The sequence below is a fragment of the Streptomyces sp. NPDC090021 genome (genome assembly GCF_044748225.1).
GTDB lineage: Bacteria > Actinomycetota > Actinomycetes > Streptomycetales > Streptomycetaceae > Streptomyces.
This window is the reverse complement of record NZ_JBIVFO010000033.1, coordinates 1-24,035: the sequence shown is the minus strand read 5'-3', so window position 1 is coordinate 24,035 and position 24,035 is coordinate 1. Positions and strand designations below refer to the sequence as shown.

Here is a 24,035-nt window from a genome sequence, read left to right as displayed (position 1 = left end):
TACAAAGGGAGTGCAGACCCATGGCTGACGCTACACGCCTGCCCGACGCCGACACCCGCGCCCTGCTCCAGCAGATCGCCGCGCGGCTCGCCGCCGAGCGCCCCACCCACCCCATGCGCAAGACGCTCCGTCTCGCGCTCGCCCTCACCTTCGCCGCCCGCCGCCACGGCTACGGCACCGACCGGGCCGCGACCGCCGAGGAGAACGTCCTCGCCCACGCCCCGGACGTCGAGCCGGGCCTCACCCGCGCCCAGTACGCCCAGCAGCTCCTCGACGCCGCAGGCGGTGCCCGATGACGACCGACCACAGCCCCCTGCACGACCCCGAGCGGGCCGCCGGTCAGTGGACCCCGCCGCTCGACATGGCCCTCGACCTGGCCCGCGAAACGCTCGCCGAGCAGCAGCAGGCCAACATCTACGACGACCGCGCCATGCTCGGCGCTGCCGTTGCGCTGGAGATCCGACTCCGCAACCTGCTCGACGCCCTCGACGCTGAGGCCGGCCGATGACCGGGGCCCGCACCGTGACGGTGCACACCCTCGACGCAGGCACGATCACCATCCCCGAGCCCGTGTGGTGCCTTGGCCACCCCGAGGGGCCCGCCGAGTACCGGGCCGACGTCCACCACACCGGCCCCGAGTACCTCGTCGACACCGACCGGCGGGCCGTCCTCGCCGCCGAGGTCGTCGAGTTCCCGTTCGGCGACCACCCGGTCCCGCCCAGCCTCTACGTGGAGCTGTTCGTCCCCACGGCCACCATGGACCCGCCCGGGCTGGAGGGCCTGGCCGTAGTCCTGGAGGAGCGGGCTGCCGAGCTGCGGCGCCTGGCGCTCCGCCTGGCCGTGCTCCGCGCGGGGGGTGGCTGGTGAGTACCCCGCCGAAGGCCGGCAAGTCCCTGTCCGTCCGCGTCGACGAGACCCTGTCCGACGACCTGGCCACGATCATGCGCACCGGTATGACGGCGTCGGACGCGGTCCGGTTCGCGGTCGCCTTCCTCGCCCACGGCTACAACTGGGTGTGGGAGTCCGGCCTCTACCCGGACGGCGTCTCACCTGCCCGTATGGCAGTCAGGGTGCCCGCGTATGACGGCCCGCCCGAGCGTGTGACGGACCCGCCCGGCGCGGTGTGACCGTGCTGCTCGCCGTGTTCTTCGCCGCGGCGACGGCGGGCGGTGCTGCGGGGCTCGTCCTCGCGGCACCGGCTCGCGCCCGCGGCCTCTACGCCCTCCCCGCTCTGGGGACGTGCGCGCTCATTCTGCTGCTCGCCGCGCTCGGCGCGGCCCTCCTCCGAGGACCCTCATGAACCTCCCCACCTACGCCGTCGTCTCCCTCGGCGGCGTCACCGTCGGCCTCTCCCTCCTCGGCTGGGAGATCACCCGCTGGTGGCCCGGCGCCAAGCAGGCCGCCAAGCCCAAGCACCTCGTGAAGCTCCTGCCGTTCCTCCTCGTGTGGCTCTACGGGATGCTCCTCATCCTGTCCGCCGGCGGCCTGCTCGGCGGCGGCGCCGACTGGTCCCTGTGGGGCTCCAGCGCGATCGGGAACGCGGCCCTCGCCTACGGGGTCGGAGGCGGCACCCCGGACGTCACCCGCTCCTCGCACCTCGTGCTGACCGACGGCGGGCACGCGGTCGTCGTCATCGCCACCGTGGTCCTGATCGCGGTGTGGACGCGGCGGCGGGGCTTCAACTGGATGATCGCCCGCGCCCTGCTCTCGGGGATCAGCCTCGGCCTGGCCTCCGGTGTCGCCGGGGTCGCCGGGTACGTCCTCTCACCGGTCGTCTCGGCCGCCGGCGACGCTGTGATGGGCCTGCTGTGACCGGCCGCCTGGCCGCGACCGGACAGCGTCTCGCGCGCGGTACGGGGCTGCTGCTGGAGTCCCCGTCCCGCTGGTTCGAGGTGTCCACCATGGGCGCCCTGGTGGTCCGCCTGGCCGTGCCCGTGGGCGGCCTCGCGTTCGCCGGCCGAGTGCTGGAGCGGGCCCCGCACCTGATCTACGCGGTGCCGGTCGGCTGGCTGTGGGCCGCATGGGCCATGTCCGATTCGCCCGCCACTCCCCCACCGCTTCCGGAAACCCCTTCCGGCGACGTCTATGCAGGTGAGGTGCTGCGCGTCGACCGCGTGGAGAGGGGCCCGGAAGGGGTTACGTGCACCGTTCACGTTGTCCGGGAGGAGGTGGACGGATCGTGATCCTGCGCCTGTTGACCCGACCGCTCTGCAACTAGTTGCACAAAGGGCCCCCGACGCGTGCGGATCGCGTCGGGGGTCCAGTGCTGCCCGGCCTACCGTGGTCCGCCGTGACCACGGGCGGCCGGGGGCTCAGTGGAGATCGGGCGGATCCCCGATCGTGATCGGCCGGCACTTCGGGTCGCCGTGCCGGTGCGCGTACTGGTCCGGACGCACAGCGGACGCCGAGTCCACCGGGATGGTCTCGTACGTGCTGCTCCGGATCGTGCGGTCACAGCGGCAGCAGATACGCATCAGGGCTCCTCCGTCTTCGGGCAGCACCACACCTCGACGTCGAGGCGGTGCGCTCCGTGCTTGCCGTAGATCCAGCCGCGGGACACCGCGCCCGTCGTCAGGGGCTGGCCACAGACCACGCAGGCGCGGCCGGCCCGCTGGTCCCACGCGAGGCCGTACGGGGCGGGGACGGGCGCCGTGGTGCAGGCCCCGCGAGACAGGGGCTCTATGGGCACGACGAGAGTAGGCTTCTGCATACGTCGCTCCTTGCAGCGTCGTCACAGCCCCGGGCCGTCCCATCGGCCGCGGGGCTTTCGCATTCCCGCAGCGTAGCGGCACCATGCTATGGCGTGCTAGGCATGCCACATCTCGCCTGACATGCGATGGTCTGCCTAGCGTGGACGAATGATCACGTTTGCCCCTGACCAGCCGCGATGGAAGCAGGTCGCGGCCGTCATACGGGCGCGGATCGCTTCCGGGGAGTACCCGCCGCGGACCCGCGTCCCGTCCGTGCTGCAGCTGCAGGCCGAGTTCGGCATCGCGCAGGCCACCGGTCAGAAAGTCCACCGGGCGCTGCGCGAGGAGGGTCTCATCTACACAGAGCCCGGCCTCGGCTCGTTCGTCAGCGAGTAGCAGGCCCCGGGTCGAGGACCGCCCGGCGCGCGGCGTCGCCGTGGGCTTTCTCCTCGGCCGTCACGGGCCGCACGGCGGTCGTGCCGACCCAGTAGCTGCCGATGCCCTCGCTGCTGCCCTCGCGCCACTGCCAGGCCTCGACGCCGCCCACGGCCGGCGCGAAGCCGACGAGGGCGAGCGCGTCGTACCGCTCCAGCAGCGGCAGGGGCGCGGCGGCCGCGGGCCAGCTCATGAGGATGTCCGACATGACGCCCTGGTCGTCGACGAGGTGCATCGTCCACCCGCCTCCGGGGCTGTCGAGGGCGCTGAACATGAACGCTGCGCTGTGCGGGGTGCCGATGTGGTCGGGCATCTCTCGTCTCCTCAGTAGCTTCCGAACGCCACCTGGACGTCGCCGCGGCCATCGACCTGCACGACCTTCCGGATGAACGACTTGACCTCGTCGGGGCCCGTGACTTCGAGGATGAGCCTCGTGGGCTGGGCCGCAGCGGTCGCGCTGGCGGACGGCAGGGCCATGCCGAGCGGCAGGCCGCCGGGCAGGCCCTGGAGACCGTGCATGCCGTCGAGGGAACCCTGCGCCCGCCGCATCATGTCGCCCAACGCCCCGGCTACGAGGCCGGACCGCGAGCCGATGCCGTCCGCGAGGCCCTGTGCGAGGGACTGCCCGGAATAGAGCGTCCAGCCCTTCCCGGAGAACGGGCCTTCCTTGGCCGGGGAGAACGGGAAGAAGTTCCGGGCGGCGGACACGACCGCCTTCGCCCCGTCCTTCACGTTCCCGATCATCGACTTGAGGCCGTTGATGAACCCCCGCACCAGCGCTGCGCCGGAGTCGTAGAGCATCGAGCCGAGGTTGCCGAGCGCGTCCCTCGCCATGCCGGGCAACTCCCGGAGCTTGGCGACGGCCTCGGACACCTTCTCCTTGATGCTGGAGAGCATCCGGCCGCCCGCCTCCGACACCTTCGCCCAGATCGCGGCGCCGAGCCCCGAGAGAGCCTCTCCGGCCTTGCCGGGCAGTTCCTTGAAGATACGGATCCACGAGTCGATCACGCCCGACACCATGCGCTTCGCGGCGTCCCACGCCCCTGAGAAGTCCCCGGACAGCAGGCTGGTGATGGCCTCGAAGGCGGGCATGATGACGCCCTCGATGACCCTGCCGAGTTCATCCGCGAACATGCTCGCGAGCTGTCCGACGGTCTCGATGATCGGCAGCAGGACCGGCAGCATCTTCGTGAGGACGTCTGCCACCAACAGGACCAGCTGGGCGATGACCGGTGCCAGCGCCACCATCAGCTGCGCGAAGATGCCCGCGAGCTGGGCGATGACCGGTGCGAGCGAGGCGATCAGCGTCGACAGGATCGGCAGGATTGCCGTCGTCAGCGTCATGAACGCGGCGATGATCGGTTCGAGTGCGGGCACCAGCGCGGCCAGGATCGGCTGGAGCGCCGACATCAGCACCCCGGCCAGCTGGGCGACCAGCGGTGCCATCTGCGTGAACAGGCCGGCAACCATCGTGAGGATCGGTGTGAGCGCGGGCAGGAGGCCTACGATCAGGTTGGCGAACACGGGGATCAGCGGGCTGATGGCGTCCAGCAGGGAGCCGACGGCGACGGCCGCGACCTCCAGCACGGGGCCGAGTGCGCCGATGATGTTCCCGATCGCCGGGCCCAGGGTCTGAATCAGTCGTTGGATGGGCGGGCCGAGCGCGGTAAACACCGGACCCAGCGCGCCGAGCGCCTGCGTGAGGAGCGGGCCGATCGTGGACGCCAGCGTGCTCATGGTCTGGAAGATCGCCTGCATGCCAGACTGCACAGCTGGCGAGGAGAACGCCGTGGCCATCGCCCCCGTGATCTGCTGCAACGTGCCGAGGAAGCCGCCGCCGTTGGCCTGCGCCGACGTGAAGATGGAGCCGATGATCGATCCGACGTTCCCCGCGATGCTGCCGAGCTGCCCGAGCACCGCGATGGCTTGATCGATGGCGCGCTCGATGCCGCCGCTCTCGAAGGCCTTGCTCAGCTTCGCCGAGATGCTGTCCGCGCCCGCCCCTGCGGCTGCGGTGAGCCGACCGAACGCGGGGGCGCCGGCTGCGGCAATCTGGCCGAGGCCGAGGATGAGCTGAGAGGGGACCCGGGCGAGGTTGGTGAGGCCGATGTTCGCGCCGGAGATGGCCTGCCCGAGCACGCCCGACGTGGACATGCCGACGGCGGTGTTGCCGATGTTCTTGCCCATCAGGTTCAGGGCGTCGGCCGTGTTGAGCAGGCCGTTCCTGAGAATGGGCAGGGTGGTGGTGCCCATCTCGCGGAGGATGCCGTCGAGGCCCTGGAACATGCGTTCCTGGACGCCCTGCTGTAGGGCTTTCAGCTGGGGCTGGAGGGTGCGGACCTCGCCGACGAACGAGCGGGCGGCCGGCGTCAGCTTCTCCAGCGCCTCGGCGTACGCTTCGGGGTCTGAGGGGTCCAGGGCGGCGCTGACGGCGTCGCCGACGCCCTTCATGCCGAGCTTCAGGGTCTGGGTGGCGAGCTGTACGGCGACGAGGCCGGTAGCGGCCACACCGGCCGCCGGGGCGATCGATGCCACGGTGGCCGCGAGGCCCGCGGCAACGGGGGCGGCCGCCCCGAACATGGCGGCGATCTTGCCGATGCTGGCCGCGGCACCGCCGAGCCCTCCGAGGGCGCCCGAGACGCTGCCGAGGCTCAGGCCGAAGCTACGGCCGTCTCGCTCGGCCTCGGCGAACCCCATGCTGATCCGCTCGCCCATGTTGGCGAACGTGCCGTCGAGGCGGCGAAGGCGGCCCTCGGCGTCCTGTGTGAAGCCCGCCATGCGCAGCTGTGACCGGGCCATGCCGCGCTCGAAGTCGCCGCTGTCCGCGCGGATGTTCGCGACGAGTTCCCCGACGGTGATCGCCATGGGTCAGCCCTGGGCCGGCTGCCGCAGTGCCTCATCCAGGCCGGGGACTTCCGTCTTCAGTCGCTCGATGACGGCCGCGAAGGGGGCGCTGAGCACCTGCCGTGCCTCCTCGACCATGGGTTGGTCATCCGCCAGGGCCAGGGCCAGCGCGGCGGCGACCATGCGGCCGGGTCGCAGGGCGGCGGCGTTGCCCTCGTCGAGGACGGCGACGTGTGCGGGGAAGGTCTGGGCGCGGAACCCGTACCGGGTCGACGGCCAGGGGCCGGCGTCCGGGTCGGTGAGTTTAAGTTCCTCGTTCATTCCGACGGCCTCGGTGGCTACGGTCAGGATCCGCGCCGTGCGGTCGGTCGTGACGGTGACGAGGTGCTTCAGTGCGGCGACAGCGGCCTGTACGGCGTCGAGGACGGGCTGTGTGTCGTCGGTTTCGATGAGCTGGCGTGCGGCGGCGGCGATGGCCTTCGCACGGGCGTCGCGGTCCGCGGCCTCGGCGGCGGCGAGCTTGCGCTCTGCGGCCTCGACGCGGAGGCCGGCGAGCTCGGCGAGGCTGCGCTGTCCGGCCAGTTCCTCGGGGGTGACGTGCTCGTCGCCGTCGCGGACCCGCTCGGCCAGGGCCTCGACGGTGGCGTGTGCCTCGGCGGCCTCGCTGCGGGCGGTGTCCAGGGCCTCGCGGGCCTCGGCGGGAGTCATCACGCTGCCGCTCCCTGCTCGGCCGAGTAGCGGGCGGCCCGCGCCCGGCGTGCGTCACTGAGGCGGCTCCAGCCGGGGGTACCGAACAGGGCGGCGTCGTGGGCCATCTCGGCTTGCTGGCGCTCGCGTTCGGGTGCGGCGGCCTCTTCGGCGGCGGCCTGCTTGGCTGCCTGGTCCGCGTGGATCGCTGCCAGGAGGTCAGGCCGCGGGCGCTGCTCCTGGTTCGTGTCGGGCATTGTGCGTCTCCTCGCCGTGGCGGTATCGGTCGAGGTCGCGCTGTGTTGTCACCCATGTCCGGCCGACCTGCCAGGCGCGTAGCCGGCCGGACCCCAGGAGATGAGTCGCCCAGCGTCTGGAGCAGCCGAGGACCCGTGCAACCTCACTCGCTCCGAGCGTGGCTGAGTCGGCGATCACGCTTCCTTCGGAGGAAGTTGCAGGTGGGGCGGTACGGCCCTGGGCGCTCGTGTGCAGGGCGCGGAGGAGTTCGCGGGCCTCCGGGGTGAGGGCGCCGCCGTTCGCCCGGTTCTGGTCCGTCAGGTAGCGCATGAGGGCGTGGAAGGTGGTGGATGCGAGGCGGGCCGGCACGGTCGCCGACCCGTCCGGCAGCAGCCGCGGCCCGTCAGCCGCGGACACCGCGGGCCTGCGACGACATCCGGGCCTCGAACTGGGCCATCCGCGCCCCGTGGCGGGCGTACAGCGCCTGATTCCGGGGCGACTGGTCCTCGGCCCGCCCGGCCTCGTCGGCGAGCCTGTCGAGGGTGCTGATGGCCTCGGCGAGGAGCTTGTCCAGGGCCGTGGTGACGGTCGTCTTCTCCTCGCCCTGGTGCCGTGCGGCCTCGCGGCCGAGGCGGGCGAAGGCGTGCCGCATGCGGGCGTTCGCGGCGTCGAGTTCGGGCCGGCGGGGGTAGGGCGGTGTCTTGGGGGTGGGCATGTCGGGGGTCCTTCCGTCCGTGTCTGTAGCTGCACATGCGAAGAGGGGGGAGAACCGGAGCGGCGGCGAGCCTCGCGTGCGCGCGCGAGAAGTCAGCCGCCGCGACCGGACGTCAGGGGGTGGTGGCGGCTCGGAGGGTGTCGGGGAGGCTGCTGAGGGTGCCTTCGAGGACGGGGCATCCGTCGTCGTGGTGGATGACGAGGTGGGGGAAGCCGTGGGGGTCGGTGCGGGTTTCGGTCTCGCTGTTGCAGTGGCCGCATCGGTAGTTCGCGGTGAGGTGCGCGATGAGGTCGGCGGGTCCGGCGACGAGGTTCGTGAAGTTGGGCATGGGGACTCCTTCAGCACATGACGTGTCGGTCGTGGCCTTGTGAGGCCCATTCGGTGTCGAGTTCGCCGCCGCAGACAGAGCAGATCGGCGGTTCCACCGCCGCCGGTTCCCTCTCCAGAAAGAGAGAGGGAACCACCGGCGGACATGGGTGCGGTTCCGACGTGTTCCCACCCGGTGCGGAACCGCTCTGATCTGCGACTTTCGATGGGCCGGGGCCACTCTCGGGAACCGCTAGAGGGGGTTGACCCGGGAACCGGTCCTGGCGCCGCTCTCGACGAAGGTTGGCAACCTCCTGAAGCTTTTCGTCGCGGGCGGGGATGCCCAGCTTCTGAAGCTCGGTGCGAAGCCGTCGGCGGCCGTAGTCGTCGGGCACCCCGGCGGCGTCGAGGCGGGCCACGATCCACTCCAACGACCCTTCGAGCGGCTCCCGGTCGGGCACGGCGTCGAGGGAGACCAGGACGAGGGATGTGACGGGCCGGCCGTCGGGCTTGAACTCCCCGTCGATGGAGATCTTCCGGAGGCCGAACAGGTGGCCGTCGCCCTCCTCCTCGTCCTTCTGCTTGCCGCTCTTGACCGTCAGCACGAAGTTGGAGAGCCGGTCGCCTTTGCGGCTGATCATCAGCTCGGAGTGCAGGGCGCCTTTGACCGCGGAGGCGCCGCGGCCGTGCTCGCCGACGTGCCCGGTGTGGTGGACGAGGGTGACGCAGGCGCCGGTAACGACGCGGAGCCGGTCGAGGCGGGCGACGACGCGGCCCATCTCGGTGTTGGAGTTCTCTTCGATGCCGACCGTGATGCGGGCTTGGGTGTCGACGACGATGAGGGACGGTTCCATGCGGCGCATGACCTCGGTGAGGACTTCCCACTCGGGGTCCATGGCCTGTACTGGGCGGGCCAGGAACCGCACGTTGTCCATGCGGACGCCGTGGTGTTGCTCCCATGCGCGGACGCGCTTGCGGATGCCTTCGGCGCCCTCGGCGACGAGGTAGACGACGAGGCCTTGGCGGACGTAGTGGCCGTGCCACTTCATGCCGGTGCCGATGTGTCCGCACATGTCGAGGAGCACGAATGACTTGAAGGTGCCGGAGGGGCCGATGGCCCGGGCGAGCGTGTTGCGGTGCAGGAGGTCGCCGAGGAGGGGCTCTAGCGGCCTGAGTTTGTCGAGGCCGTCGGTGTCGAGGAGTTCGCTCGCCATGGCGGCTACGCGCTGCTCGAAGTGCTCCTCGGAGGTGAGAGCGGCCTGCGGGTCGGGGGCCCAGAGTTTCCCAGCTGTGGGGGTTACGCCCGTCTCGTTGGGGAGCCAGAGCGGCGACGCGTCGCGGTCCTGCGCGGGAACGCCCGGAAGGCCTGCCGCGCGGATGTACTCCGGCGGCAGGCCTGCTGGGTCGTGCGTGGTGGTCACTCGGGGTTCTCCTGGCCATGGACGAGGTAGCGGCCGGGCTGGCCCGGGACCGCGATCGGCGGCCACCCCGGGGTGGCCTTGAGGATGTGGGGCGGCCGCGGCTGCGCGCGGGCGCCGCGGATCTCGCGGACGGACCGGACCCTTCTGGTGGCCGCGAGAACCGCGGCGGCGATCTGGCGCGCGTCGCCATACACGGCGGCGTACCACTCGGCGTCCGGCAGGTCAGGGTCCGCCTGAAGGCGGCGGTGCAGTTCGGCGGCCTCCAGGACGGCCGCGTACGTGCGCGGGTCTCGGGGCTGGAGCTGGAGCCACTCGGCGGACCCGTACACGGGCCAGTCGGTGACGCCGAGCGCGACGATCTGCGACTCCGCACGGAGGCCGGTGATTTGACCGGGGGTGGCCTGCGAGGGAACCGCGTGCAGGGGGCGTCCCCGCCCAGCCGCGGGGGCCAGGCGGGGACGGATCTGCGGGCGTGTCACTGTGTGTCCTCGACGGCGTCGAGGGTGGCGGCGAGCTGGTCCAGCCGCTCGGCGGAGGCCCGCAGCTGGATCGCGTAGGCGCGGGCCTCGGCCGGGGTGAGTTCGCCGTCCTGGCTGAACCCCCACAGCTCGACGAACCGGCGCGAGCCGTCCGCGGTGCTGGCGAGCCGCATGTTCAGGTGGTCGGGCTGGCCGTTGCCGTCGGCGAAGCCGTGGAGCTGGCCGCGGTGCTCGTCGTCGTCGGGGTGGACGAAGGAGTCGGTGTGGTCGGCGACGCAGGCACCGCCGAGGGCCGGGCAGGGCGTCTTCGGGGTGAGGAGTTCGAGGACGCGGTCGATGACGGCCGCGGGGTCTGCGGCCTTGCGGACCTCCTCGGCGACGACGTCGAGGAGCTTGCCGATCGCCGGGTTGTCCTGCTCGGCCTGCTTGATCTGCTTCAGGAGGTCGGCGGCCTGCGACTGGCGGGCAGGGGCCGGCGGGAGGTCGGCGAGGAGCGGAAGGGTCTTGCCCGTCGCGTCGAGGGCGGAGGCGAGCGTGTTCGGGGTGTGGTGTGCCATCATCAGAAACACATCCGTTCTGTCGAAGCCTCGGGATCGCCGGCCAGCGATTGAGTCCCGGGGCTTTGGCGTGTCAGCTAGCTGCTTGCTGTGGAGCGGATTCGGCGGGAGGGTTCGGGGTTGCGCCCCCGGCCCTCCCCCTCGTTGTTGTGGCCCGGTCTGCGAGGCCGAGGAGAGCGACGATCCGGCGGGCCTGCTGCTCGGTGAGCGGCCGTTCGGCGTAGATGTCGGACAGGGTGCGGGCGCTCATGCGGCGTCCCGCAGGGCTGCGATGGCCTCGGCGTACCGCTCGAAGCGCTCACCTCGGGGGCGCCGCAATCCGGCTTCCCAGTAGCTGACCGCCTGAATGGTCACGCCTACGGCATCTGCAACGTCCTTCTGCGTCAGCCCCGCGGCCTCTCGGGCCGCACGACACACGTGCGGCTCCGGGAGGCTGCGGCGAATGCGCAGGCGGGCTCTGATGAGCTCGGAGGTTGTTGAACTCATGGGAAATACGGTAGGCCCACCCCCTAGGTTTGTCCAGTAGGTAGGCCTACCCCACTGGTTCAATCTCGCGGTGGGCCCAATCCGGCCTTTTTCGCCGTGGGGCGTTGACCTGCCGTTGTACGGGGTGCGACATTCGGAGTGTGAGTAACCCCCGAGAGACAGAGACTCAGTTCTCCGAGCGGTTTGCCCAGGTGACCAGCTTCATGGAGCCGACTGAGGCAGAGGCCGTACGTGGCGTGGTCCGGAAGTTCGCGAAGGGCGGCGCCGACTGGCGCGCCAACGGAGACGTCTCGCGGGGCCCTCAGGGGCTCGTCATCACGCGGCTGGAAGTGCGGCCCCACGGCGGCGCCGGCGCGAGCGTGACGTCCCGGATGCTCCGCGATGTACCCGTCGGCGCGATCCTGGATGACGTCCGGTACCACCTCGCAGTCGAGGAGTTGAAGGGCACACCGACCGTCGGCCCGATCACCAGCACGGTATTTACAGGCCAGGCCCCCACCCGGACAGCCGACCAGATCATCGCCTCCAGCAGCCCGGCGAAGTCGGCGCCGGGGCGGGCGGCACTGCCCGACGAACTCATGCAGGCGGTCGCGGAGGGGTACATCGCCGAGTCAGCCCCAGGGAAGCCCCGGGGCGCGGTAAAGCGACTGGCGGCCGCACTGGAGCGGCCAGAGGCCACGGTGTCCAGCTGGGTGGCGAAGGCTCGCAAGGATGGATGGCTCGGCCCTGGGGCCGCCGGCCGCGAAGGCGCCGAACCCGGCCCGCGTCTCCTCCAGGCGAACGCCGAGCAGACGCGGGAACGGTTCGGCGACGAGGCCTAGTCGAGCGGCACCAGCCGGCCGGGGTTGAACTTGTTGCCCTGGCTCCGGTCGTGCGGCAGCACGTCGTAGCCAGGCACCAGCGCGAGCACAACGTCCCGCCGCTCCGCCGGAGTCAGCCGCCCCCACCCGGCCCGCACATCGCCCTCCAGGAGCGCCCGCAGGACCCGCGGGGCCCGGGAGTGAATGAGGGCCCGGGACTCCTTGACGCGGGCTTCCACGATCCGGCGAGCCTCGGTGTACTCGGCGAACGTCAGCTCACGGCGGGCCCACATGCCCGCCATCTGCTTCAACTGGGCCTCGTCCTCGGCCAGCTCCGCGCGCGCGTCCGCGGTCGTCTCGGCGTCGGCGACATGCCGCAGCTGCTCCAGGACCGCCGGCTTACCCAGCAGCTCCAGCACCTGGCGCTCCACCTCGTCCTCGACGAACGACGCCTTCACCGCGATCTTCCCGCAACCGCCCTCGGGCGTGGCGCACCAGTACCGCACGCCGCCGGTCCCCTGCCAGCCCATGAGCATGCACTGGCAGAGCGAGCACCGGAGCACCCCGGTCAGCCACCGTTGCAGCGTCAGGTCCACGCTCCGGGCCCGGCCGGCGAGGCGGGCGCAGACCCGCTCCCACGTCTCTACGGGGATGATGGGCTCCCACACGGCCTTACCGACCACTTCGCCCTTGTAGCCGCGTAGGCCCGCCACGGACGGCTTCGTGACGACCGACCGGACGGACCGGTCACCCCAGGGCTTACCGGTCACCGTGGGCACCTTCCGGCGGGTGAGGTCGGTGGCGATGGAGGTCAGGCTTTCCCCGACTTCGGGCACGATCTTCGCGCGCTGCTCGTCGGTCCAGCCGTCCCATTCGCCGAGCACCCGGGCGGCGATCTCACGGACGATGGCGGCCTCCGCCTCGATCGGCTCGTGGCCGTCGGCGGTGTAGCCGTAGCCGCGGAAGCCTCCGCCGCCCGGCTTGCCCTCGGCGGCCAGTTCCTCGTGTTTGCGGGTGACGCGGCGGGCGGTGTCGCGGCTGGACTTGTTAGCGACGGCGACCATGACGCGCGCCATGGTGATGTTGGCGTCGTTGTCCAGCCGCAGGGACCCGGTGACGGACTCGACGGGGATGCGGGGCCGGCGGGACTCGACGACGTCGATGAGGTCTTCGAGGTCGCGCGGGTCGCGCGCTACTCGGTCGAGGTCGTCGGCGATGAGGCCATCGGCCTCGCCGGAGGCCAGCATTTCCAGAGCGCGCCGGAAGCCCGGCCGGACCGTGCGGAGTGCGGTGGTCCCGTCGGGAAGCTTGATCTTGCGGCGCTTGAAGGCGGACGTGTCGTCCTCGGGGATGACCTCGACGATCTGCCAGCCGAGACGTTCGGCGAGCGCACGCCCGTCGTCCTCCTGGCGGCCGATGCCCTTGGAGAACTCGGCGCGGCGGCGCTTTCCGCCTGCCTCGACGCCGGTCTCTTCGGCGTCCTCCTCGGGCTTCCGGTAGCTGATTCGAACAAGCAGCACGGCCCTTGTTGGCTTCATGGTCATAGGTTAGCGTCTACATGTAGGATCGCCGATGCCGTTGACCTGACGGAGATCCTCCACGGAACGGAAGCCGCCGCGTGCGGTGCGGAAGTCCACGATGTGCTGGGCGAGAACGGGACCCACCCCCGGCAGGCCGTCCAGCTGTTCGACGGTGGCCGAGCCCAGGCTGAGCGGCCCGGCGGGCGGCCCGCCCGCGGCCCCGCCCGGTGGCGGCTGCGCCGTCACCCCCACCAGCACCTGCTCGCCGTCCACCAGCACCCGGGCCCGGTTCAGCCCGGTGGTGTCCGTGCCCGGACGCACTCCCCCGGCGGCGGCCAGCGCGTCCTCGACCCGTGAACCGGCCGGCAGCCGCCGGACTCCGGGATCCCGGACCTTGCCGCCCACGTCGACGACGATCCGAGCAGGCCCCGCGCCGCCGCCTGCCGCGCCCGGCGTCGGCGCCGACGCGGTGGCCCCTGCCGGCAGCACCGGCGGAGCGGCCGGCGCCGGTGCGGTCACCTCCCGCGGCCTGGCCGACCAGTACTGCTGCCCGGCCAGGCCCACCGCGACGGCCAGCACCACCCCGACCGCGGCCACCGTGCGCGGCTCCACCGCGCACCGGGCCTGCAGCCACAGCGGCAGCCGCTCCCGCACCGCCAGCCCGCGCGCCCTGCCGGCGGGCAGGGCTTCGGCGGTCGCTTCACCGCGCGGTGCCGGGGGATCCTCCGCGGCCGGTGGCGGTTGCTGCGGCGAGCCGCCGCCGAGCAACGCTTCGGCCCTGCGCCGCACCGCGTCCGCCCCCGGATCGGGATGCGGACCGGGAGCAGGCCCTGGAGCCGCCCCCGGACCGGGGCGCGGACGGGGATGCGAAGGTGGAGATGGAGGCGGAGACGCGGCCCGGAGACCGTGGCGGCGCCTGCCGGGGCCACCGCCGTGGCGCTGACGGCCGTCGGAGAGGCGGGAACGGCCCGGGCCGCTGGTGGCGCCCGACGGACGGAAGGTACGGGACGTGCGGGAAGTACGCGAAGTGCGGGAAGTACGCGTTCGAAGAGTCATGGCACGACCGTAGGGGCAGATCCCGACCGCCGTGCGGACCCTTCAATTCCGGTGGATGACCGCCCCGTTGTGGATAACCGGGCCACTCGTTCCGGTGATCAGCGGGGTGAGACGACCGCAGCCAGGAGCCCCGGTCCGGTGTGCGCGCCGATCACCGCACCGACCTCGCTGACGTGCAGCTCGACCAGGCCGGGGATCCGCTCGCGGAGCCGCTCCGCGAGCTTCTCGGCCCGCTCCGGTGCCGCGAGGTGGTGCACCGCCACGTCCACCTCGGCGGAGCCGGCCCGCTCCACCGCCAGCTCCTCCAGGCGGGCGATGGCCTTGGAGGCCGTACGCACCTTCTCCAGCATCTCGATCCGCCCGCCGTCCAGCGTCAGCAGCGGCTTCACCGCCAGGGCCGAGCCGAGCAGGGCCTGCGCGGCGCCGATCCGGCCGCCGCGGCGCAGATAGTCGAGGGTGTCGACGTAGAAGTAGGCGGCCATGTCCGCCGCCCGCTTCTCGGCCGCCGCCACGGCCTCGTCCACGGTTCCGCCCGCCTCGGCGGCCTCGGCCGCGGCGAGCGCGCAGAACCCGAGGGCCATCGCGACCATGCCGGTGTCCACGACGCGTACGGGCACGGGCGCGGTCCTGGCGGCCACCACGGCGGCGTCGTAGGTCCCCGAGAACTCGGCGGACAGGTGCAGGCTGACGATGCCGGTCGCCCCCGCGTCCGCGGCGGCCCGGTAGGCCCGTACGAACTCCTCCGGGCCGGGGCGGGACGTGGTGACCGAGCGGCGCTTCTGCAGGGCGACGGCCAGGCTGCGCGCCGAGATCTCCGTGCCGTCTTCGAGCGCCTCGCCGCCGAGCACCACGGTGAGCGGCACGGCGGTGATTCCGTGCCGTGCCATGGCCGGTCGGGGCAGATAGGCCGTGGAATCGGTGACGATGGCGACATGGCGGGACATGAGGCGGAGGTTACCGCTCGTGGGGGCAGGACGGCAGCCGGGCCCCCTCCGGGGACGCGAGAAGGCGTCACTCGGCCTCCGCCGGGGTGGGCAGAGCCTACGGAACATACGGTGGCAGCCGCCCGGCGGGGGCCCGCCCCCGGCTCCGGCCCTATCTGGACCCGGTCCTCACAGCGACGCGTCAGGGTGAGCAACCGCAGGGGCGGCCGCGCGCACGGAACTCGTTCCTGTGCGCCTCCCGCAGGCAAACCACCCGCCGGCCGCGTCCCCCATCTCGCTGGGCAATACACCTGGGCCCTGTCGGCCCAGCGGTGGTGGACCCGTTCAGCCGGCGCTTTCCGGGCGGGGGGTCTTCTGCCAGGGGTACTGCATCGTCGGGGTCGGCGGGTTCAGGGCAGCCGGCGGGGGTGTGGGCGCCGGCTTCGAGGTCGGGTTCGAGGCCGGGGAAGGAGAAGGGGAAGAGGCCGGGGAAGGAGAAGGGGAAGGGGAAGCGGACGGCGTCTGCGCGGACCGGGCCGCGTCCCACTCGGCGGCCGCCGCCGCCAGGTCGTCCACCGGTTCGCGGGACCAGTCGCGCAGCGCGCCCGACTCCATCTCGATCTGCTCCGACAGCAGCGACAGCTCGTCCTCCGCGAAGCGCCGGGCCCGGTCGCGGGCGGCCCACCGCAGGGAGTCCGCCGCCTGGATGATCTGGCCCGCGCGCTCCCGCAGGTCCGGCAGGAGCTGTGCCGTGCGCTGCTTGTCGGGCTCCTGCTCCAGCCGCTTCAGCTCCCCGTCGAGCTCGTGCCCGTGGGCGCTCAGCCGCTCGAACAGCGCGAGGGACTCCCGCAGCGAGGCGTCCGTCCGGGACCCCTCCGCCAGCGCCTGCTGGGTGGCGCGCATCGACGTCCGCAGGTCGAGCCGCAGCTGCGCCAGCGCACCCGCCACTCCGACCTGTCCGAAACTCCTGGCCCGCAGCGTGGTGTCCTCCACCGTGCGCCGCGCCTGTACGACGGTGCGCTCCACGCCTCGCTTGGCCGCGCCCACCGCCTTGACCGTGAGGTACGCGCCGAGGCCCACGAATGTCAGCAACATCAGCGCGAAGATGATCAACGCGGCCTCCATGACGGCCCCTTTCCCCAGGCGTCGGCTCTTCCCTTCCACGGTAAACGCCACGGGCAGGCCAGGGGTTCCATTCGAACCCCCAACCTGCCCGTACGGGATCTCCCCCATACCGGGGGCGGAGCCTTCCGGCGGCTCAGATCACGATGTTCACCAGCTTCGGCGCGCGCACGATCACCTTGCGGATCTCCGCGCCGCCCAGCGCCGCGACGACGCCGGCTTCGGTCACGGCCAGCTGCTCCAGCTCGGCGTCGGTGATCGTCGGCGAGACCTCCAGGCGCGCCTTGACCTTGCCCTTGACCTGCACCACGCAGGTCACGGTCTCGTCCACCACGTACGCCGGGTCCGCCACGGGGAAGTCCTGGTGGACCACCGACTCGCTGTGGCCCAGCCGGTGCCACAGCTCCTCCGCGATGTGCGGGGCCAGCGGGGCGACCAGCAGGACCAGCCGCTCGGCCACCGAGCGCTCCAGCGGGCGGCCCGCCTTCGTCAGGGTGTTGTTCAGCTCGGTGATCTTGGCGATGGCGGTGTTGAACCGCAGCCCCGCCATGTCGGCACCCGCCCCGTCGATGGCCTTGTGCAGCGCGCGCAGGGTGTCCTCGGCGGGCTCTGCGTCGACGACGGTGACCGCGCCGGTCTCCTCGTCCACGATGTTGCGCCACAGGCGCTGCAGCAGCCGGTACTGGCCGACCACGGCGCGCGTGTCCCACGGACGGGAGACGTCCAGCGGGCCCATCGCCATCTCGTACAGGCGCAGCGTGTCGGCGCCGTACTCCTCGCAGATCTCGTCGGGCGTGACGGCGTTCTTCAGGGACTTGCCCATCTTGCCGTGCTCGCGCTTGACCCGCTTGCCCTCGTGGAAGTAGGCGCCGTCGCGCTCCTCGACCTCGGCCGCCGGGACGTAGACACCGCGCTCGTCGGTGTAGGCGTACGCCTGGATCATGCCCTGGTTGAACAGCTTGTGGAACGGCTCCGCCGACGACACGTGGCCCAGGTCGAACAGCACCTTCGACCAGAAGCGGGCGTACAGCAGGTGCAGCACCGCGTGCTCGGCGCCGCCCACGTACAGGTCGACACCGCCGTGCGGGGCACCCTCGCGGGGGCCCATCCAGTACTGCTCGATCTCCGGGTCGACCAGCGCGGAGGCGTTGTTCGGGTCCAGGTAGCGCAGCTCGTACCAGCAGGAACCGGCCCAGTTGGGCATGGTGTTGGTCTCGCGCCGGTAGGACTTCACGCCGTCGCCCAGGTCCAGTTCGACGTTGACCCAGTCGGCCCTGCGCGACAGCGGGGTCTCCGGCTGCGAGTCCGCGTCGTCCGGCTCGAAGGTGCGCGGCGAGTAGTCCTCGACCTCCGGCAGCTCCAGCGGCAGCATCGACTCCGGCAGGGAGTGCGCGACGCCGTCCTCGTCGTAGACGATCGGGAAGGGCTCGCCCCAGTACCGCTGGCGGCTGAACAGCCAGTCGCGCAGGCGGAAGTTGACCGTCCCCTCACCGATGCCGCGCCCGGCCAGCCACTCGGTGATCGCGGCCTTCGCCTCGACGACGCCCAGGCCGTCCAGCGAGATGCCCTCGCCCGTGGAGTTGACCAGCTTCGCGTCGTACGAGGCGAAGGCGTCGTCCCACTCGGCCGGGTCGGTGCCGCGGCCGTCCGACGGCTGCACGACGCAGCGCATCGGCAGCTCGAAGGCGCGCGCGAACTCGAAGTCCCTGCTGTCGTGGGCCGGAACGGCCATGATCGCGCCGGTGCCGTAGCCCATCAGGACGTAGTCGGCGATGAAGACCGGGACCTTGTCGCCGCTGACCGGGTTGATCGCGTACTCGCCGGTGAAGACACCGGTCTTGTCCTTGGCCTCGGCCTGGCGCTCGACGTCCGACTTCGAGGCGGCCTGCTTGCGGTAGGCGGTGACGGCCTCGGCCGGGGTGGCGTGCCCGCCCGTCCACACGTGGTGGGTGCCCTCGGGCCAGGCGGCCGGGATGAACTTCTCGACCAGCGGGTGCTCGGGCGCCAGCACCATGTACGTGGCGCCGAACAGCGTGTCCGGGCGGGTGGTGAAGACGGTGATGGCCTCGTCGCCCAGCGCGAAGTCGACGCGCGCGCCCTCGCTGCGGCCGATCCAGTTGCGCTGCTGCAGCTTGATGGCCTCGGGCCAGTCCAGCGCGTCCAGGTCGTCCAGCAGCCGGTCGGCGTACGCGGTGATCCGCATGTTCCACTGGCTCAGCTTGGACTTGAAGACCGGGAAGTTGCCGCGCTCGGAGCGGCCGTCGGCGGTGACCTCCTCGTTGGCCAGAACGGTGCCCAGCCCGGGGCACCAGTTGACGGGCGCGTCGGAGGAGTAGGCCAGCCGGAAGCCGTTCAGTACGTCGGCCCGCTCGGCCGCGGTCAGGCCGGCCCAGGCGCGGCCGCCGGGGACCTCACGGGAGCCGTCCTCGAAGGCGGCGACCAGCTCGGCGATCGGCCGGGCCTTCTTCGCGTCCGCGTCGTACCAGGAGTTGTAGATCTGCAGGAAGATCCACTGGGTCCACTTGTAGTAGTCCGGGTCGATCGTGGCGAACGAGCGGCGCTTGTCGTGGCCCAGGCCCAGCCGGCGCAGCTGGATCTTCATGTTCTCGATGTTCGCCTCGGTCGACACGCGCGGGTGCGTGCCGGTCTGCACGGCGTACTGCTCGGCCGGCAGGCCGAAGGCGTCGAATCCCAGGGTGTGCAGGACGTTGTGGCCGGTCATCCGCTGGTGGCGGGCGTAGACGTCGGTGGCGATGTAGCCGAGCGGGTGACCGACGTGCAGGCCCGCACCGGACGGGTACGGGAACATGTCCATGATGAACTTCTTGGGCCGCGCGACGACCGCCGGGTCCCCGGCCAGGTCACCGGTCGGGTTCGGGGCCTCGTAGGTGCCCTGCGCGTCCCAGACGTCCTGCCAGCGTGCCTCGATGTCGGCGGCCATGGCAGCCGTGTAACGGTGCGCCTCGGCCGCCTCGGGGGCCGGGGTGTTCGTCTCGCTCATGATTTCTGAAGCTCCATCGATCGTCTCTGCCGTCCCTGCTGTCCAAACGAAAAAACCCCTCGCACAGGAGGGGGCGCCGCGCCGAGGCCGACCGTTTCGAAGGTCGGTACTGATCAGCGCGGCTCGGTAAGCAGGAGGCGTACGGCACGCATGGCGTCAGGGTACCGCAGCGGCCCCCGACGACGCTCGGCCGTTCCACCGGGTGACACAACGAGAAGCGGGCCACCCGATCCGGGTGGCCCGCCTCTTCACCGTGGAGCTAAGGAGAATTGAACTCCTGACCTCCTGCATGCCATGCAGGCGCTCTACCAACTGAGCTATAGCCCCTTGCCCTGCTTGCCGCTTCGGTTTCCCTTGCCGGTTCCCCTTGGCGACGTCCCAAACATTACACGGTCATGGCCCTGGTCCAAAAATCGGTTTCCACCAACCCCGGGCCATGTCCGGTTTGCGACGGCCTGTCACGCTCTCGCGAACTGATAGAACCGCTTGAGCGTGCAGTGCTCGTCGAGCAGCCGTCCGTAGATCGGCTCCCCTTCCAGCTCCCGGTACGTCTCGATCGGGTCGCCTTTTATGATCAGCGCCCGCGCGCATTCCTCGCACCAGTACTGGTATTCGGGGTTGACCGGGTCCATGTCCCGCACGATCGGCGTCCCGTTGTTGCACCAGTCGCACCGGCGCCGGTGTGCACCCATCCGTTCGCGACTCCCTCCCGCGTCGGGCCGTCGACTCCCCCTCCGGCCGTCCGATTCTGCCACGCCGGTGCGGGCCAGGTCAGCAAACGCAAAGGGTACAAAAACAAGGATCCCGCCCCCACTTGGGGACGGGATCCTGATTGTGGAGCTAAGGAGAATTGAACTCCTGACCTCCTGCATGCCATGCAGGCGCTCTACCAACTGAGCTATAGCCCCGCTCTCCGCTGCGCTTCCCCCGTCTCCGGTGTTCTTCGCTGCGAACAAGAAGAACTCTAGCCTGTGACCAGCCGGAAAGTGAAATCCGGGTCGGACCCCCGGTGGGAAGCGGCAGGGAGCCTGCTCAGTCGTCGTCGCCGAGCACCGGTTCCGGCAGGGTGCCGGCGTTGTGCTCCAGCAGGCGCCAGCCCCGTGCGCCCTCGCCGAGGACGGACCAGCAGCAGTTGGAGAGCCCGCCCAGGCTCTCCCAGGAGCGCGCCTCCAGACCCAGCAGCCGGCCGATGGTCGTACGGATCGTGCCACCGTGGCTGACCACGACGAGGGTGCCGTTCACCGGCAGCCGACCGGTGTGGTCCAGCACCACGGGCGCGGCGCGGTCCGCGACCTCGGTCTCCAGCTCACCGCCGCCCCGGCGGACCGGCTCGCCGCGCTTCCACGCCGCGTACTGCTCGCCGTACTTCTCGACGATCTCCTCGTGCGTCAGGCCCTGCCACTCGCCGGCGTACGTCTCGCGCAGCGCCTCGGTGTGCGCCACGGGCAGGCCCGTGACCGCGGCCAGCTCGGCCGCGGTGGCAGCGGCGCGCTTGAGGTCCGAGGCAACGATGGCGTCCGGCTTCAGCGAGGCGAGCAGCCGCGCCGAGCGGCGTGCCTGCGCCAGGCCCGTCTCGGTGAGCTCGATGTCCGTCGAGCCCTGGAAGCGCCGTTCCAGGTTCCACGAGGTCTGGCCGTGCCGCCAGAGGACGATCTTCCGGCCCGACCGGCCCGAGGTGGTCGTGCTCAGAACAGATCACCGTCCAGGTCGTCGTCGCCCGCCGCCTCGCGCAGCTTGGCGTGCTCCTCGGCCTTGCCGATGGTGAGCTTGGCGTCCTCGGGGAGCTCGATCTCGGGGCAGTCCTTCCACAGGCGCTCCAGCGCGTAGAAGACCCGCTCCTCGCTGTGCTGGACGTGGACGACGATGTCGACGTAGTCGAGCAGGATCCAGCGGGCGTCGCGGTCGCCCTCACGGCGCACCGGCTTGGCGCCGAGCTCCTTCTGCAGGCGCTCCTCGATCTCGTCGACGATCGACTTGACCTGACGGTCGTTGGGCGCCGAGGCGAGCAGGAAGGCGTCGGTGATCGACAGCACGTCGCTGACGTCGTACGCGATGATGTCGTGCGCGAGCCGGTCGGCCGCGGCCTGGGCAGCGGTGGTGATGAGCTCGATGGAGCGGTCCGTGGCGGTCACTGGCCATGCTTTCGGGTTGGCGGGCAGATCCTTACAAGGGTCTCATGTACCGCCGACGGCGCCCGCGCGGAACGTTCCGCGCGGGCGCGAACGCCCCCTCCCGGCCGGGCCGCGGCCCGGTCAGGAGGCCTTGTAGTCCTTGCCGAGGATCACCACGACGTCGGCGTTCACGACGTTCTCGGCCTTCTTCACGACCGTCTCCGGCAGCCCCAGCGTCTTGGCCACCTCGATCGCGCGGTCGCGCTGGGCGTCGTCCTGGTAGGTGATCTGCGAGGCGGACGCGGTCTTGTCGGCCTTGCCGCCGTCCACGAAGGCGTAGCCGCCGTTCATCAGCGCCGCCTTGGCCGCGACCTGCGTCTTCTCGTCGCCGGAGGCGTCCTTGAGACCGACGCGCGGGGTGGCGCCGGGCTGCGCCGCGCCGGCGGACCCGCCGAGCACCTCCTTGACGACCTTCTTGTTGGCCTCGTCCGTGAGCGTTCCGTCCGGCTTCACCGCGAGAAGGTCAGTGCGGTACGCACCCACCTTGGCGTGCGCGCCGAGCTTGGACAGCATCGTTCCGAGGGTCTGCGCGTTCAGTGCGGGATCGAGGATCTGGCCGATGCTCTCGACCGTGACCGCCCCCGCCTTCGGGTCGCCCGGGAACTTGCGCAGGACCGCGTGGAGCACCCTGCCCGTCCGCTCCAGCTGCTTGGCCTCCGGTTCGCCCTGGGCCCGGTACGTGGCGTACGCGACGGCCATCGGGCCGCTCAGGCTCTGCTTCTGGCCCTGGGCCACGGCCGGGGTCTTGGCCGCGTCGTCGGCCGGGACCGCGGTGTCGGTGTCGGCCTCGATGCCGCCGACCAGCTCGACCAGGTTCTCCAGGAAGGGGGTGTCCAGGCGCCAGGTGCCGCCGATGCGGGTGCCGAGCACGGAGTCGAGGGCCTCGCGGGTGCCGAGACCGCCCTCCCCGACCGCCTTGCCGAGGGCCGTGGCGGTCCCGTCCTGGCCGGTCAGGGCGAGGGCGTTCGGCAGCAGGACGGTGGCGCCCTGCTTCGCGGTGACGTTGTCGACGAGCAGCGCCGAGGAGGTACCGCCCTTCTTGGTGTTGTGCAGGTGTACGACGATCATGTCGCGCTTCTGCGCCCCGGCGTCCGCGGTGGCCGCGGTCTTCTTCCCGCCGGGACCGTCGAGGAACGGCAGCTTGCCCGCGTACCAGAGGTAGCCGAGGCCCGCGACGACGAACACCGCCAGGACGACGATGAGCGCGACCACCCGGTTGCGGCCGCGGCGGCGGGCCTCCTCGCGGCGTTCGGTGCGGCTCTCGGTGAACTTGAGCCAGTCGATGACGTCCTCGGAGTCCTCGTCCGGCTGGTCGATGAAGGCGAACATCTCGGTGCGGTAGTCCCGCCCCGCCTCGGACCCGCCCTCGGGCCGGCGCGGCTCGGGGACCTGGCCCGCCGGCCGTTCCGCGGCGGCGGGGGCCTGCTCGGCGGCCGCGGGCCCGGGCGCCGTCTGCTGCGGGATCCACTGCTGGGCCTGCTGCTGCGTCTGCTGGGGGGCCTGCTGCGGGGCCTGCTGCGGGGCCTGCTGCGGGGCCTGCTGCGCGTCGTACCCGTAGGAGGGCGCCTGGGTGTACTCCTGCTGCCCGTACTCCTGGCCCGCCGGCTGCTGCTGGTAGTACTGCTGCGGCTGCTGCCGACCGTAGTCCTGGTGGCCGTAGTCCTGGTGGTCGTAGCCGTAGCCCTGCTGTTCGTACTGGGGGGCGGACTGCGCGGGCGCCCGGCCGTACACCGGCCGCCCGTACGCGTCGTAGCCGATGAGCTGCTGCTCGTGGCCGGCATACGGGTCGTACGGATCCTGTCGGTCGTTCACCGCGGGGCCCCTCTCTCCGGAAGCTCAGGCTCCCCGGTACAGCTCACGCTTGTCGATGTAGCGCACCACGCCGTCCGGCACCAGGTACCAGACGGGATCCCCCTGGGAGACCCGGGCCCGGCAGTCCGTGGAGGAGATCGCCAGCGCGGGCACCTCGACCAGGGAGACGCCGCCCTCGGGGAGCCCGTCGTCGGTGAGCACGTGGCCCGGCCGGGTGACTCCGATGAAGTGGGCGAGCGAGAAGAGCTCCTCGGCGTTCCGCCAGGTCAGGATCTGGGCGAGCGCGTCGGCGCCCGTGATGAAGAACAGGTCGGCGTCGTCGTTCAGCGCCTTCAGGTCCCGCAGGGTGTCGATCGTGTAGGTCGGCCCGCCGCGGTCGATGTCGATACGGCTGACCGAGAACTGCGGGTTCGACGCTGTGGCGATGACCGTCATCAGGTAGCGGTCCTCGGCGGGCGAGACGGCCCGCTGGGACTTCTGCCACGGCTCGCCGGTCGGCACGAACACCACCTCGTCGAGGTGGAAAAGGGCGGCCACCTCGCTGGCGGCCACCAGGTGTCCGTGGTGGATCGGGTCGAATGTCCCGCCCATCACGCCGAGCCGGCGCTTGACCGGACCGGTAGGCGTTTCCTGCTCTCCCATGAGCGCAGAGCCTACTGGCCCGGCGGACCGGTCCGACTAGGGCGTGTTTCGAAAGTAGCGCCGTCCGCCCGCAGGGCGGGCCCCGCGGCGTCTGGTGCGTGCGATCGCAAGGCGGAGGATCGTCCTCGTAC

The 24,035-nt window shown here is 71.5% G+C and carries 31 protein-coding genes and 2 tRNA genes; 9 read left to right on the top strand and 24 right to left on the bottom strand.

Annotated elements, in window-relative coordinates; translation table 11 throughout:
- The first annotated feature begins 20 nt into the window (after window positions 1-20).
- From ACIPXC_RS24940 to ACIPXC_RS24910, 7 genes are read left to right on the top strand one after another with little or no spacing between them, the layout of a single operon-like run.
- Window positions 21-296 (top strand): hypothetical protein, encoded by a 276-nt coding sequence (locus ACIPXC_RS24940; protein WP_401622250.1) that lies wholly within the window; start codon window positions 21-23, stop codon window positions 294-296.
- Window positions 293-508: a hypothetical protein gene (locus ACIPXC_RS24935; protein ID WP_401622248.1), complete on the top strand. Its 216-nt coding sequence runs from the start codon at window positions 293-295 to the stop codon at window positions 506-508. The genes ACIPXC_RS24940 and ACIPXC_RS24935 overlap by 4 nt, the downstream gene beginning before the upstream one ends.
- Window positions 505-867 carry a DUF6907 domain-containing protein gene (locus ACIPXC_RS24930; protein WP_401622246.1) on the top strand — a complete coding sequence of 121 codons (363 nt, stop codon included), beginning with the start codon at window positions 505-507 and terminating at the stop codon, window positions 865-867. Before ACIPXC_RS24935 ends, ACIPXC_RS24930 begins: the two co-directional genes overlap by 4 nt.
- Window positions 864-1,127, top strand: coding sequence for a hypothetical protein (locus ACIPXC_RS24925; protein WP_401622243.1), 264 nt, complete (start codon window positions 864-866; stop codon window positions 1,125-1,127). Before ACIPXC_RS24930 ends, ACIPXC_RS24925 begins: the two co-directional genes overlap by 4 nt.
- Before the next feature lie 2 nt (window positions 1,128-1,129).
- Complete coding sequence (locus ACIPXC_RS24920) at window positions 1,130-1,300, top strand: hypothetical protein (protein WP_401622240.1); 171 nt, start codon at window positions 1,130-1,132, stop codon at window positions 1,298-1,300.
- Window positions 1,297-1,812 carry a hypothetical protein gene (locus ACIPXC_RS24915; RefSeq protein ID WP_401622237.1) on the top strand — a complete coding sequence of 172 codons (516 nt, stop codon included), beginning with the start codon at window positions 1,297-1,299 and terminating at the stop codon, window positions 1,810-1,812. Before ACIPXC_RS24920 ends, ACIPXC_RS24915 begins: the two co-directional genes overlap by 4 nt.
- Entirely contained in the window at window positions 1,809-2,183 is a 375-nt protein-coding gene (locus ACIPXC_RS24910; protein WP_401622234.1) for a hypothetical protein, read from the top strand. The genes ACIPXC_RS24915 and ACIPXC_RS24910 overlap by 4 nt, the downstream gene beginning before the upstream one ends.
- 290 nt (window positions 2,184-2,473) lie before the next feature.
- Here the strand turns inward: ACIPXC_RS24910 and ACIPXC_RS24905 are convergent, their stop codons facing one another.
- Complete coding sequence (locus tag ACIPXC_RS24905) at window positions 2,474-2,710, bottom strand: hypothetical protein (RefSeq protein WP_401622231.1); 237 nt, start codon at window positions 2,708-2,710, stop codon at window positions 2,474-2,476.
- A gap of 148 nt (window positions 2,711-2,858) precedes the next feature.
- On the opposite strand from ACIPXC_RS24905, the gene ACIPXC_RS24900 reads away from it, so the two are divergent.
- Entirely contained in the window at window positions 2,859-3,086 is a 228-nt protein-coding gene (locus tag ACIPXC_RS24900; protein WP_401622228.1) for a GntR family transcriptional regulator, read from the top strand.
- Here the strand turns inward: ACIPXC_RS24900 and ACIPXC_RS24895 are convergent.
- From ACIPXC_RS24895 to ACIPXC_RS24845, 11 genes are all read right to left on the bottom strand, one after another.
- Window positions 3,076-3,438, bottom strand: coding sequence for a hypothetical protein (locus tag ACIPXC_RS24895; RefSeq protein ID WP_401622225.1), 363 nt, complete (start codon window positions 3,436-3,438; stop codon window positions 3,076-3,078). The two genes, ACIPXC_RS24900 and ACIPXC_RS24895, sit on opposite strands and share 11 nt — an antisense overlap.
- Window positions 3,439-3,449: 11 nt before the next feature.
- Window positions 3,450-5,990, bottom strand: a complete 2,541-nt coding sequence (locus ACIPXC_RS24890) for a hypothetical protein (RefSeq protein ID WP_401622223.1) — start codon at window positions 5,988-5,990, stop codon at window positions 3,450-3,452.
- A gap of 3 nt (window positions 5,991-5,993) precedes the next feature.
- Entirely contained in the window at window positions 5,994-6,677 is a 684-nt protein-coding gene (locus tag ACIPXC_RS24885) for a hypothetical protein (RefSeq protein WP_401622220.1), read from the bottom strand.
- The gene (locus tag ACIPXC_RS24880; protein ID WP_401622217.1) at window positions 6,677-6,913 is read right to left on the bottom strand and encodes a hypothetical protein; all 237 of its coding nucleotides are present in this window, start codon (window positions 6,911-6,913) and stop codon (window positions 6,677-6,679) included. Before ACIPXC_RS24880 ends, ACIPXC_RS24885 begins: the two co-directional genes overlap by 1 nt.
- Complete coding sequence (locus ACIPXC_RS24875; RefSeq protein WP_401622409.1) at window positions 6,876-7,223, bottom strand: helix-turn-helix domain-containing protein; 348 nt, start codon at window positions 7,221-7,223, stop codon at window positions 6,876-6,878. Before ACIPXC_RS24875 ends, ACIPXC_RS24880 begins: the two co-directional genes overlap by 38 nt.
- A 73-nt stretch (window positions 7,224-7,296) precedes the next feature.
- The gene (locus ACIPXC_RS24870; protein ID WP_401622214.1) at window positions 7,297-7,608 is read right to left on the bottom strand and encodes a hypothetical protein; all 312 of its coding nucleotides are present in this window, start codon (window positions 7,606-7,608) and stop codon (window positions 7,297-7,299) included.
- A 112-nt stretch (window positions 7,609-7,720) separates the two neighbouring features.
- Window positions 7,721-7,936 carry a hypothetical protein gene (locus ACIPXC_RS24865; protein WP_401622211.1) on the bottom strand — a complete coding sequence of 72 codons (216 nt, stop codon included), beginning with the start codon at window positions 7,934-7,936 and terminating at the stop codon, window positions 7,721-7,723.
- A 10-nt stretch (window positions 7,937-7,946) separates the two neighbouring features.
- A complete protein-coding gene (locus ACIPXC_RS24860; protein ID WP_401622208.1) occupies window positions 7,947-9,335 on the bottom strand; it encodes an AAA family ATPase in 1,389 nt (462 codons plus the stop codon).
- Window positions 9,332-9,814, bottom strand: a complete 483-nt coding sequence (locus ACIPXC_RS24855) for a hypothetical protein (RefSeq protein ID WP_401622206.1) — start codon at window positions 9,812-9,814, stop codon at window positions 9,332-9,334. Before ACIPXC_RS24855 ends, ACIPXC_RS24860 begins: the two co-directional genes overlap by 4 nt.
- Window positions 9,811-10,374 (bottom strand): DUF6907 domain-containing protein, encoded by a 564-nt coding sequence (locus tag ACIPXC_RS24850; protein WP_401622203.1) that lies wholly within the window; start codon window positions 10,372-10,374, stop codon window positions 9,811-9,813. The genes ACIPXC_RS24855 and ACIPXC_RS24850 overlap by 4 nt, the downstream gene beginning before the upstream one ends.
- A gap of 243 nt (window positions 10,375-10,617) precedes the next feature.
- Window positions 10,618-10,857, bottom strand: coding sequence for a helix-turn-helix domain-containing protein (locus ACIPXC_RS24845; protein ID WP_401622201.1), 240 nt, complete (start codon window positions 10,855-10,857; stop codon window positions 10,618-10,620).
- Window positions 10,858-11,060: 203 nt separating this feature from the next.
- Between ACIPXC_RS24845 and ACIPXC_RS24840 the strand changes: the two genes are divergently transcribed.
- The gene (locus ACIPXC_RS24840; RefSeq protein WP_401622198.1) at window positions 11,061-11,678 is read left to right on the top strand and encodes a hypothetical protein; all 618 of its coding nucleotides are present in this window, start codon (window positions 11,061-11,063) and stop codon (window positions 11,676-11,678) included.
- On the opposite strand, the gene ACIPXC_RS24835 is transcribed toward ACIPXC_RS24840, so the two are convergent.
- The 12 genes from ACIPXC_RS24835 to nadD all read right to left on the bottom strand — a co-directional run bounded on the left by ACIPXC_RS24835 (window position 11,675) and on the right by nadD (window position 23,904).
- Window positions 11,675-13,195 (bottom strand): recombinase family protein, encoded by a 1,521-nt coding sequence (locus tag ACIPXC_RS24835; protein WP_401622195.1) that lies wholly within the window; start codon window positions 13,193-13,195, stop codon window positions 11,675-11,677. The genes ACIPXC_RS24840 and ACIPXC_RS24835 overlap by 4 nt on opposite strands.
- Before the next feature lie 9 nt (window positions 13,196-13,204).
- The gene (locus tag ACIPXC_RS24830) at window positions 13,205-13,966 is read right to left on the bottom strand and encodes a helix-hairpin-helix domain-containing protein (RefSeq protein WP_401622192.1); all 762 of its coding nucleotides are present in this window, start codon (window positions 13,964-13,966) and stop codon (window positions 13,205-13,207) included.
- Window positions 13,967-14,331: 365 nt separating this feature from the next.
- On the bottom strand, window positions 14,332-15,177 hold the full coding sequence (locus tag ACIPXC_RS24825; protein ID WP_401622189.1) for a DegV family protein: 846 nt from the start codon (window positions 15,175-15,177) through the stop codon (window positions 14,332-14,334).
- A 324-nt stretch (window positions 15,178-15,501) separates the two neighbouring features.
- Window positions 15,502-16,281 (bottom strand): hypothetical protein, encoded by a 780-nt coding sequence (locus ACIPXC_RS24820; protein ID WP_401622182.1) that lies wholly within the window; start codon window positions 16,279-16,281, stop codon window positions 15,502-15,504.
- A 133-nt stretch (window positions 16,282-16,414) separates the two neighbouring features.
- Complete coding sequence (gene leuS / locus ACIPXC_RS24815; protein WP_401622179.1) at window positions 16,415-19,279, bottom strand: leucine--tRNA ligase; 2,865 nt, start codon at window positions 19,277-19,279, stop codon at window positions 16,415-16,417.
- Window positions 19,280-19,533: 254 nt separating this feature from the next.
- Window positions 19,534-19,606 (bottom strand) — tRNA-Ala (locus ACIPXC_RS24810).
- Between the two features lie 131 nt (window positions 19,607-19,737).
- A complete protein-coding gene (locus ACIPXC_RS24805; protein WP_031145414.1) occupies window positions 19,738-19,971 on the bottom strand; it encodes a hypothetical protein in 234 nt (77 codons plus the stop codon).
- Between the two features lie 143 nt (window positions 19,972-20,114).
- Window positions 20,115-20,187, bottom strand: a tRNA-Ala gene (locus tag ACIPXC_RS24800).
- A 124-nt stretch (window positions 20,188-20,311) separates the two neighbouring features.
- Window positions 20,312-20,968: a histidine phosphatase family protein gene (locus ACIPXC_RS24795; RefSeq protein WP_401622406.1), complete on the bottom strand. Its 657-nt coding sequence runs from the start codon at window positions 20,966-20,968 to the stop codon at window positions 20,312-20,314.
- Window positions 20,965-21,411 carry a ribosome silencing factor gene (rsfS, locus tag ACIPXC_RS24790; RefSeq protein WP_030027741.1) on the bottom strand — a complete coding sequence of 149 codons (447 nt, stop codon included), beginning with the start codon at window positions 21,409-21,411 and terminating at the stop codon, window positions 20,965-20,967. Before rsfS ends, ACIPXC_RS24795 begins: the two co-directional genes overlap by 4 nt.
- Window positions 21,412-21,531: 120 nt before the next feature.
- Window positions 21,532-23,262 (bottom strand): LCP family protein, encoded by a 1,731-nt coding sequence (locus tag ACIPXC_RS24785; protein ID WP_401622174.1) that lies wholly within the window; start codon window positions 23,260-23,262, stop codon window positions 21,532-21,534.
- A gap of 24 nt (window positions 23,263-23,286) precedes the next feature.
- The gene (gene nadD, locus ACIPXC_RS24780; RefSeq protein WP_401622171.1) at window positions 23,287-23,904 is read right to left on the bottom strand and encodes a nicotinate-nucleotide adenylyltransferase; all 618 of its coding nucleotides are present in this window, start codon (window positions 23,902-23,904) and stop codon (window positions 23,287-23,289) included.
- Window positions 23,905-24,035 lie beyond the last annotated feature (131 nt).

What these genes read in the sequence shown, in the direction of transcription:
- ACIPXC_RS24940 (WP_401622250.1), top strand. Translation starts at nt 21, where the DNA reads ATGGCTGACGCTACACGCCTGCCCGACGCCGACACCCGCGCCCTGCTC.
- ACIPXC_RS24935 (WP_401622248.1), top strand. Translation starts at nt 293, where the DNA reads ATGACGACCGACCACAGCCCCCTGCACGACCCCGAGCGGGCCGCCGGT.
- ACIPXC_RS24930 (WP_401622246.1), top strand. Translation starts at nt 505, where the DNA reads ATGACCGGGGCCCGCACCGTGACGGTGCACACCCTCGACGCAGGCACG.
- ACIPXC_RS24915 (WP_401622237.1), top strand. Translation starts at nt 1,297, where the DNA reads ATGAACCTCCCCACCTACGCCGTCGTCTCCCTCGGCGGCGTCACCGTC.
- ACIPXC_RS24905 (WP_401622231.1), bottom strand. Translation starts at nt 2,710, where the DNA reads ATGCAGAAGCCTACTCTCGTCGTGCCCATAGAGCCCCTGTCTCGCGGG.
- ACIPXC_RS24900 (WP_401622228.1), top strand. Translation starts at nt 2,859, where the DNA reads ATGATCACGTTTGCCCCTGACCAGCCGCGATGGAAGCAGGTCGCGGCC.
- ACIPXC_RS24895 (WP_401622225.1), bottom strand. Translation starts at nt 3,438, where the DNA reads ATGCCCGACCACATCGGCACCCCGCACAGCGCAGCGTTCATGTTCAGC.
- ACIPXC_RS24890 (WP_401622223.1), bottom strand. Translation starts at nt 5,990, where the DNA reads ATGGCGATCACCGTCGGGGAACTCGTCGCGAACATCCGCGCGGACAGC.
- ACIPXC_RS24885 (WP_401622220.1), bottom strand. Translation starts at nt 6,677, where the DNA reads ATGACTCCCGCCGAGGCCCGCGAGGCCCTGGACACCGCCCGCAGCGAG.
- ACIPXC_RS24880 (WP_401622217.1), bottom strand. Translation starts at nt 6,913, where the DNA reads ATGCCCGACACGAACCAGGAGCAGCGCCCGCGGCCTGACCTCCTGGCA.
- ACIPXC_RS24875 (WP_401622409.1), bottom strand. Translation starts at nt 7,223, where the DNA reads ATGCGCTACCTGACGGACCAGAACCGGGCGAACGGCGGCGCCCTCACC.
- ACIPXC_RS24870 (WP_401622214.1), bottom strand. Translation starts at nt 7,608, where the DNA reads ATGCCCACCCCCAAGACACCGCCCTACCCCCGCCGGCCCGAACTCGAC.
- ACIPXC_RS24865 (WP_401622211.1), bottom strand. Translation starts at nt 7,936, where the DNA reads ATGCCCAACTTCACGAACCTCGTCGCCGGACCCGCCGACCTCATCGCG.
- ACIPXC_RS24850 (WP_401622203.1), bottom strand. Translation starts at nt 10,374, where the DNA reads ATGATGGCACACCACACCCCGAACACGCTCGCCTCCGCCCTCGACGCG.
- ACIPXC_RS24845 (WP_401622201.1), bottom strand. Translation starts at nt 10,857, where the DNA reads ATGAGTTCAACAACCTCCGAGCTCATCAGAGCCCGCCTGCGCATTCGC.
- ACIPXC_RS24840 (WP_401622198.1), top strand. Translation starts at nt 11,061, where the DNA reads ATGGAGCCGACTGAGGCAGAGGCCGTACGTGGCGTGGTCCGGAAGTTC.
- ACIPXC_RS24835 (WP_401622195.1), bottom strand. Translation starts at nt 13,195, where the DNA reads ATGAAGCCAACAAGGGCCGTGCTGCTTGTTCGAATCAGCTACCGGAAG.
- ACIPXC_RS24825 (WP_401622189.1), bottom strand. Translation starts at nt 15,177, where the DNA reads ATGTCCCGCCATGTCGCCATCGTCACCGATTCCACGGCCTATCTGCCC.
- ACIPXC_RS24820 (WP_401622182.1), bottom strand. Translation starts at nt 16,281, where the DNA reads ATGGAGGCCGCGTTGATCATCTTCGCGCTGATGTTGCTGACATTCGTG.
- leuS (WP_401622179.1), bottom strand. Translation starts at nt 19,279, where the DNA reads ATGAGCGAGACGAACACCCCGGCCCCCGAGGCGGCCGAGGCGCACCGT.
- ACIPXC_RS24805 (WP_031145414.1), bottom strand. Translation starts at nt 19,971, where the DNA reads ATGGGTGCACACCGGCGCCGGTGCGACTGGTGCAACAACGGGACGCCG.
- nadD (WP_401622171.1), bottom strand. Translation starts at nt 23,904, where the DNA reads ATGGGAGAGCAGGAAACGCCTACCGGTCCGGTCAAGCGCCGGCTCGGC.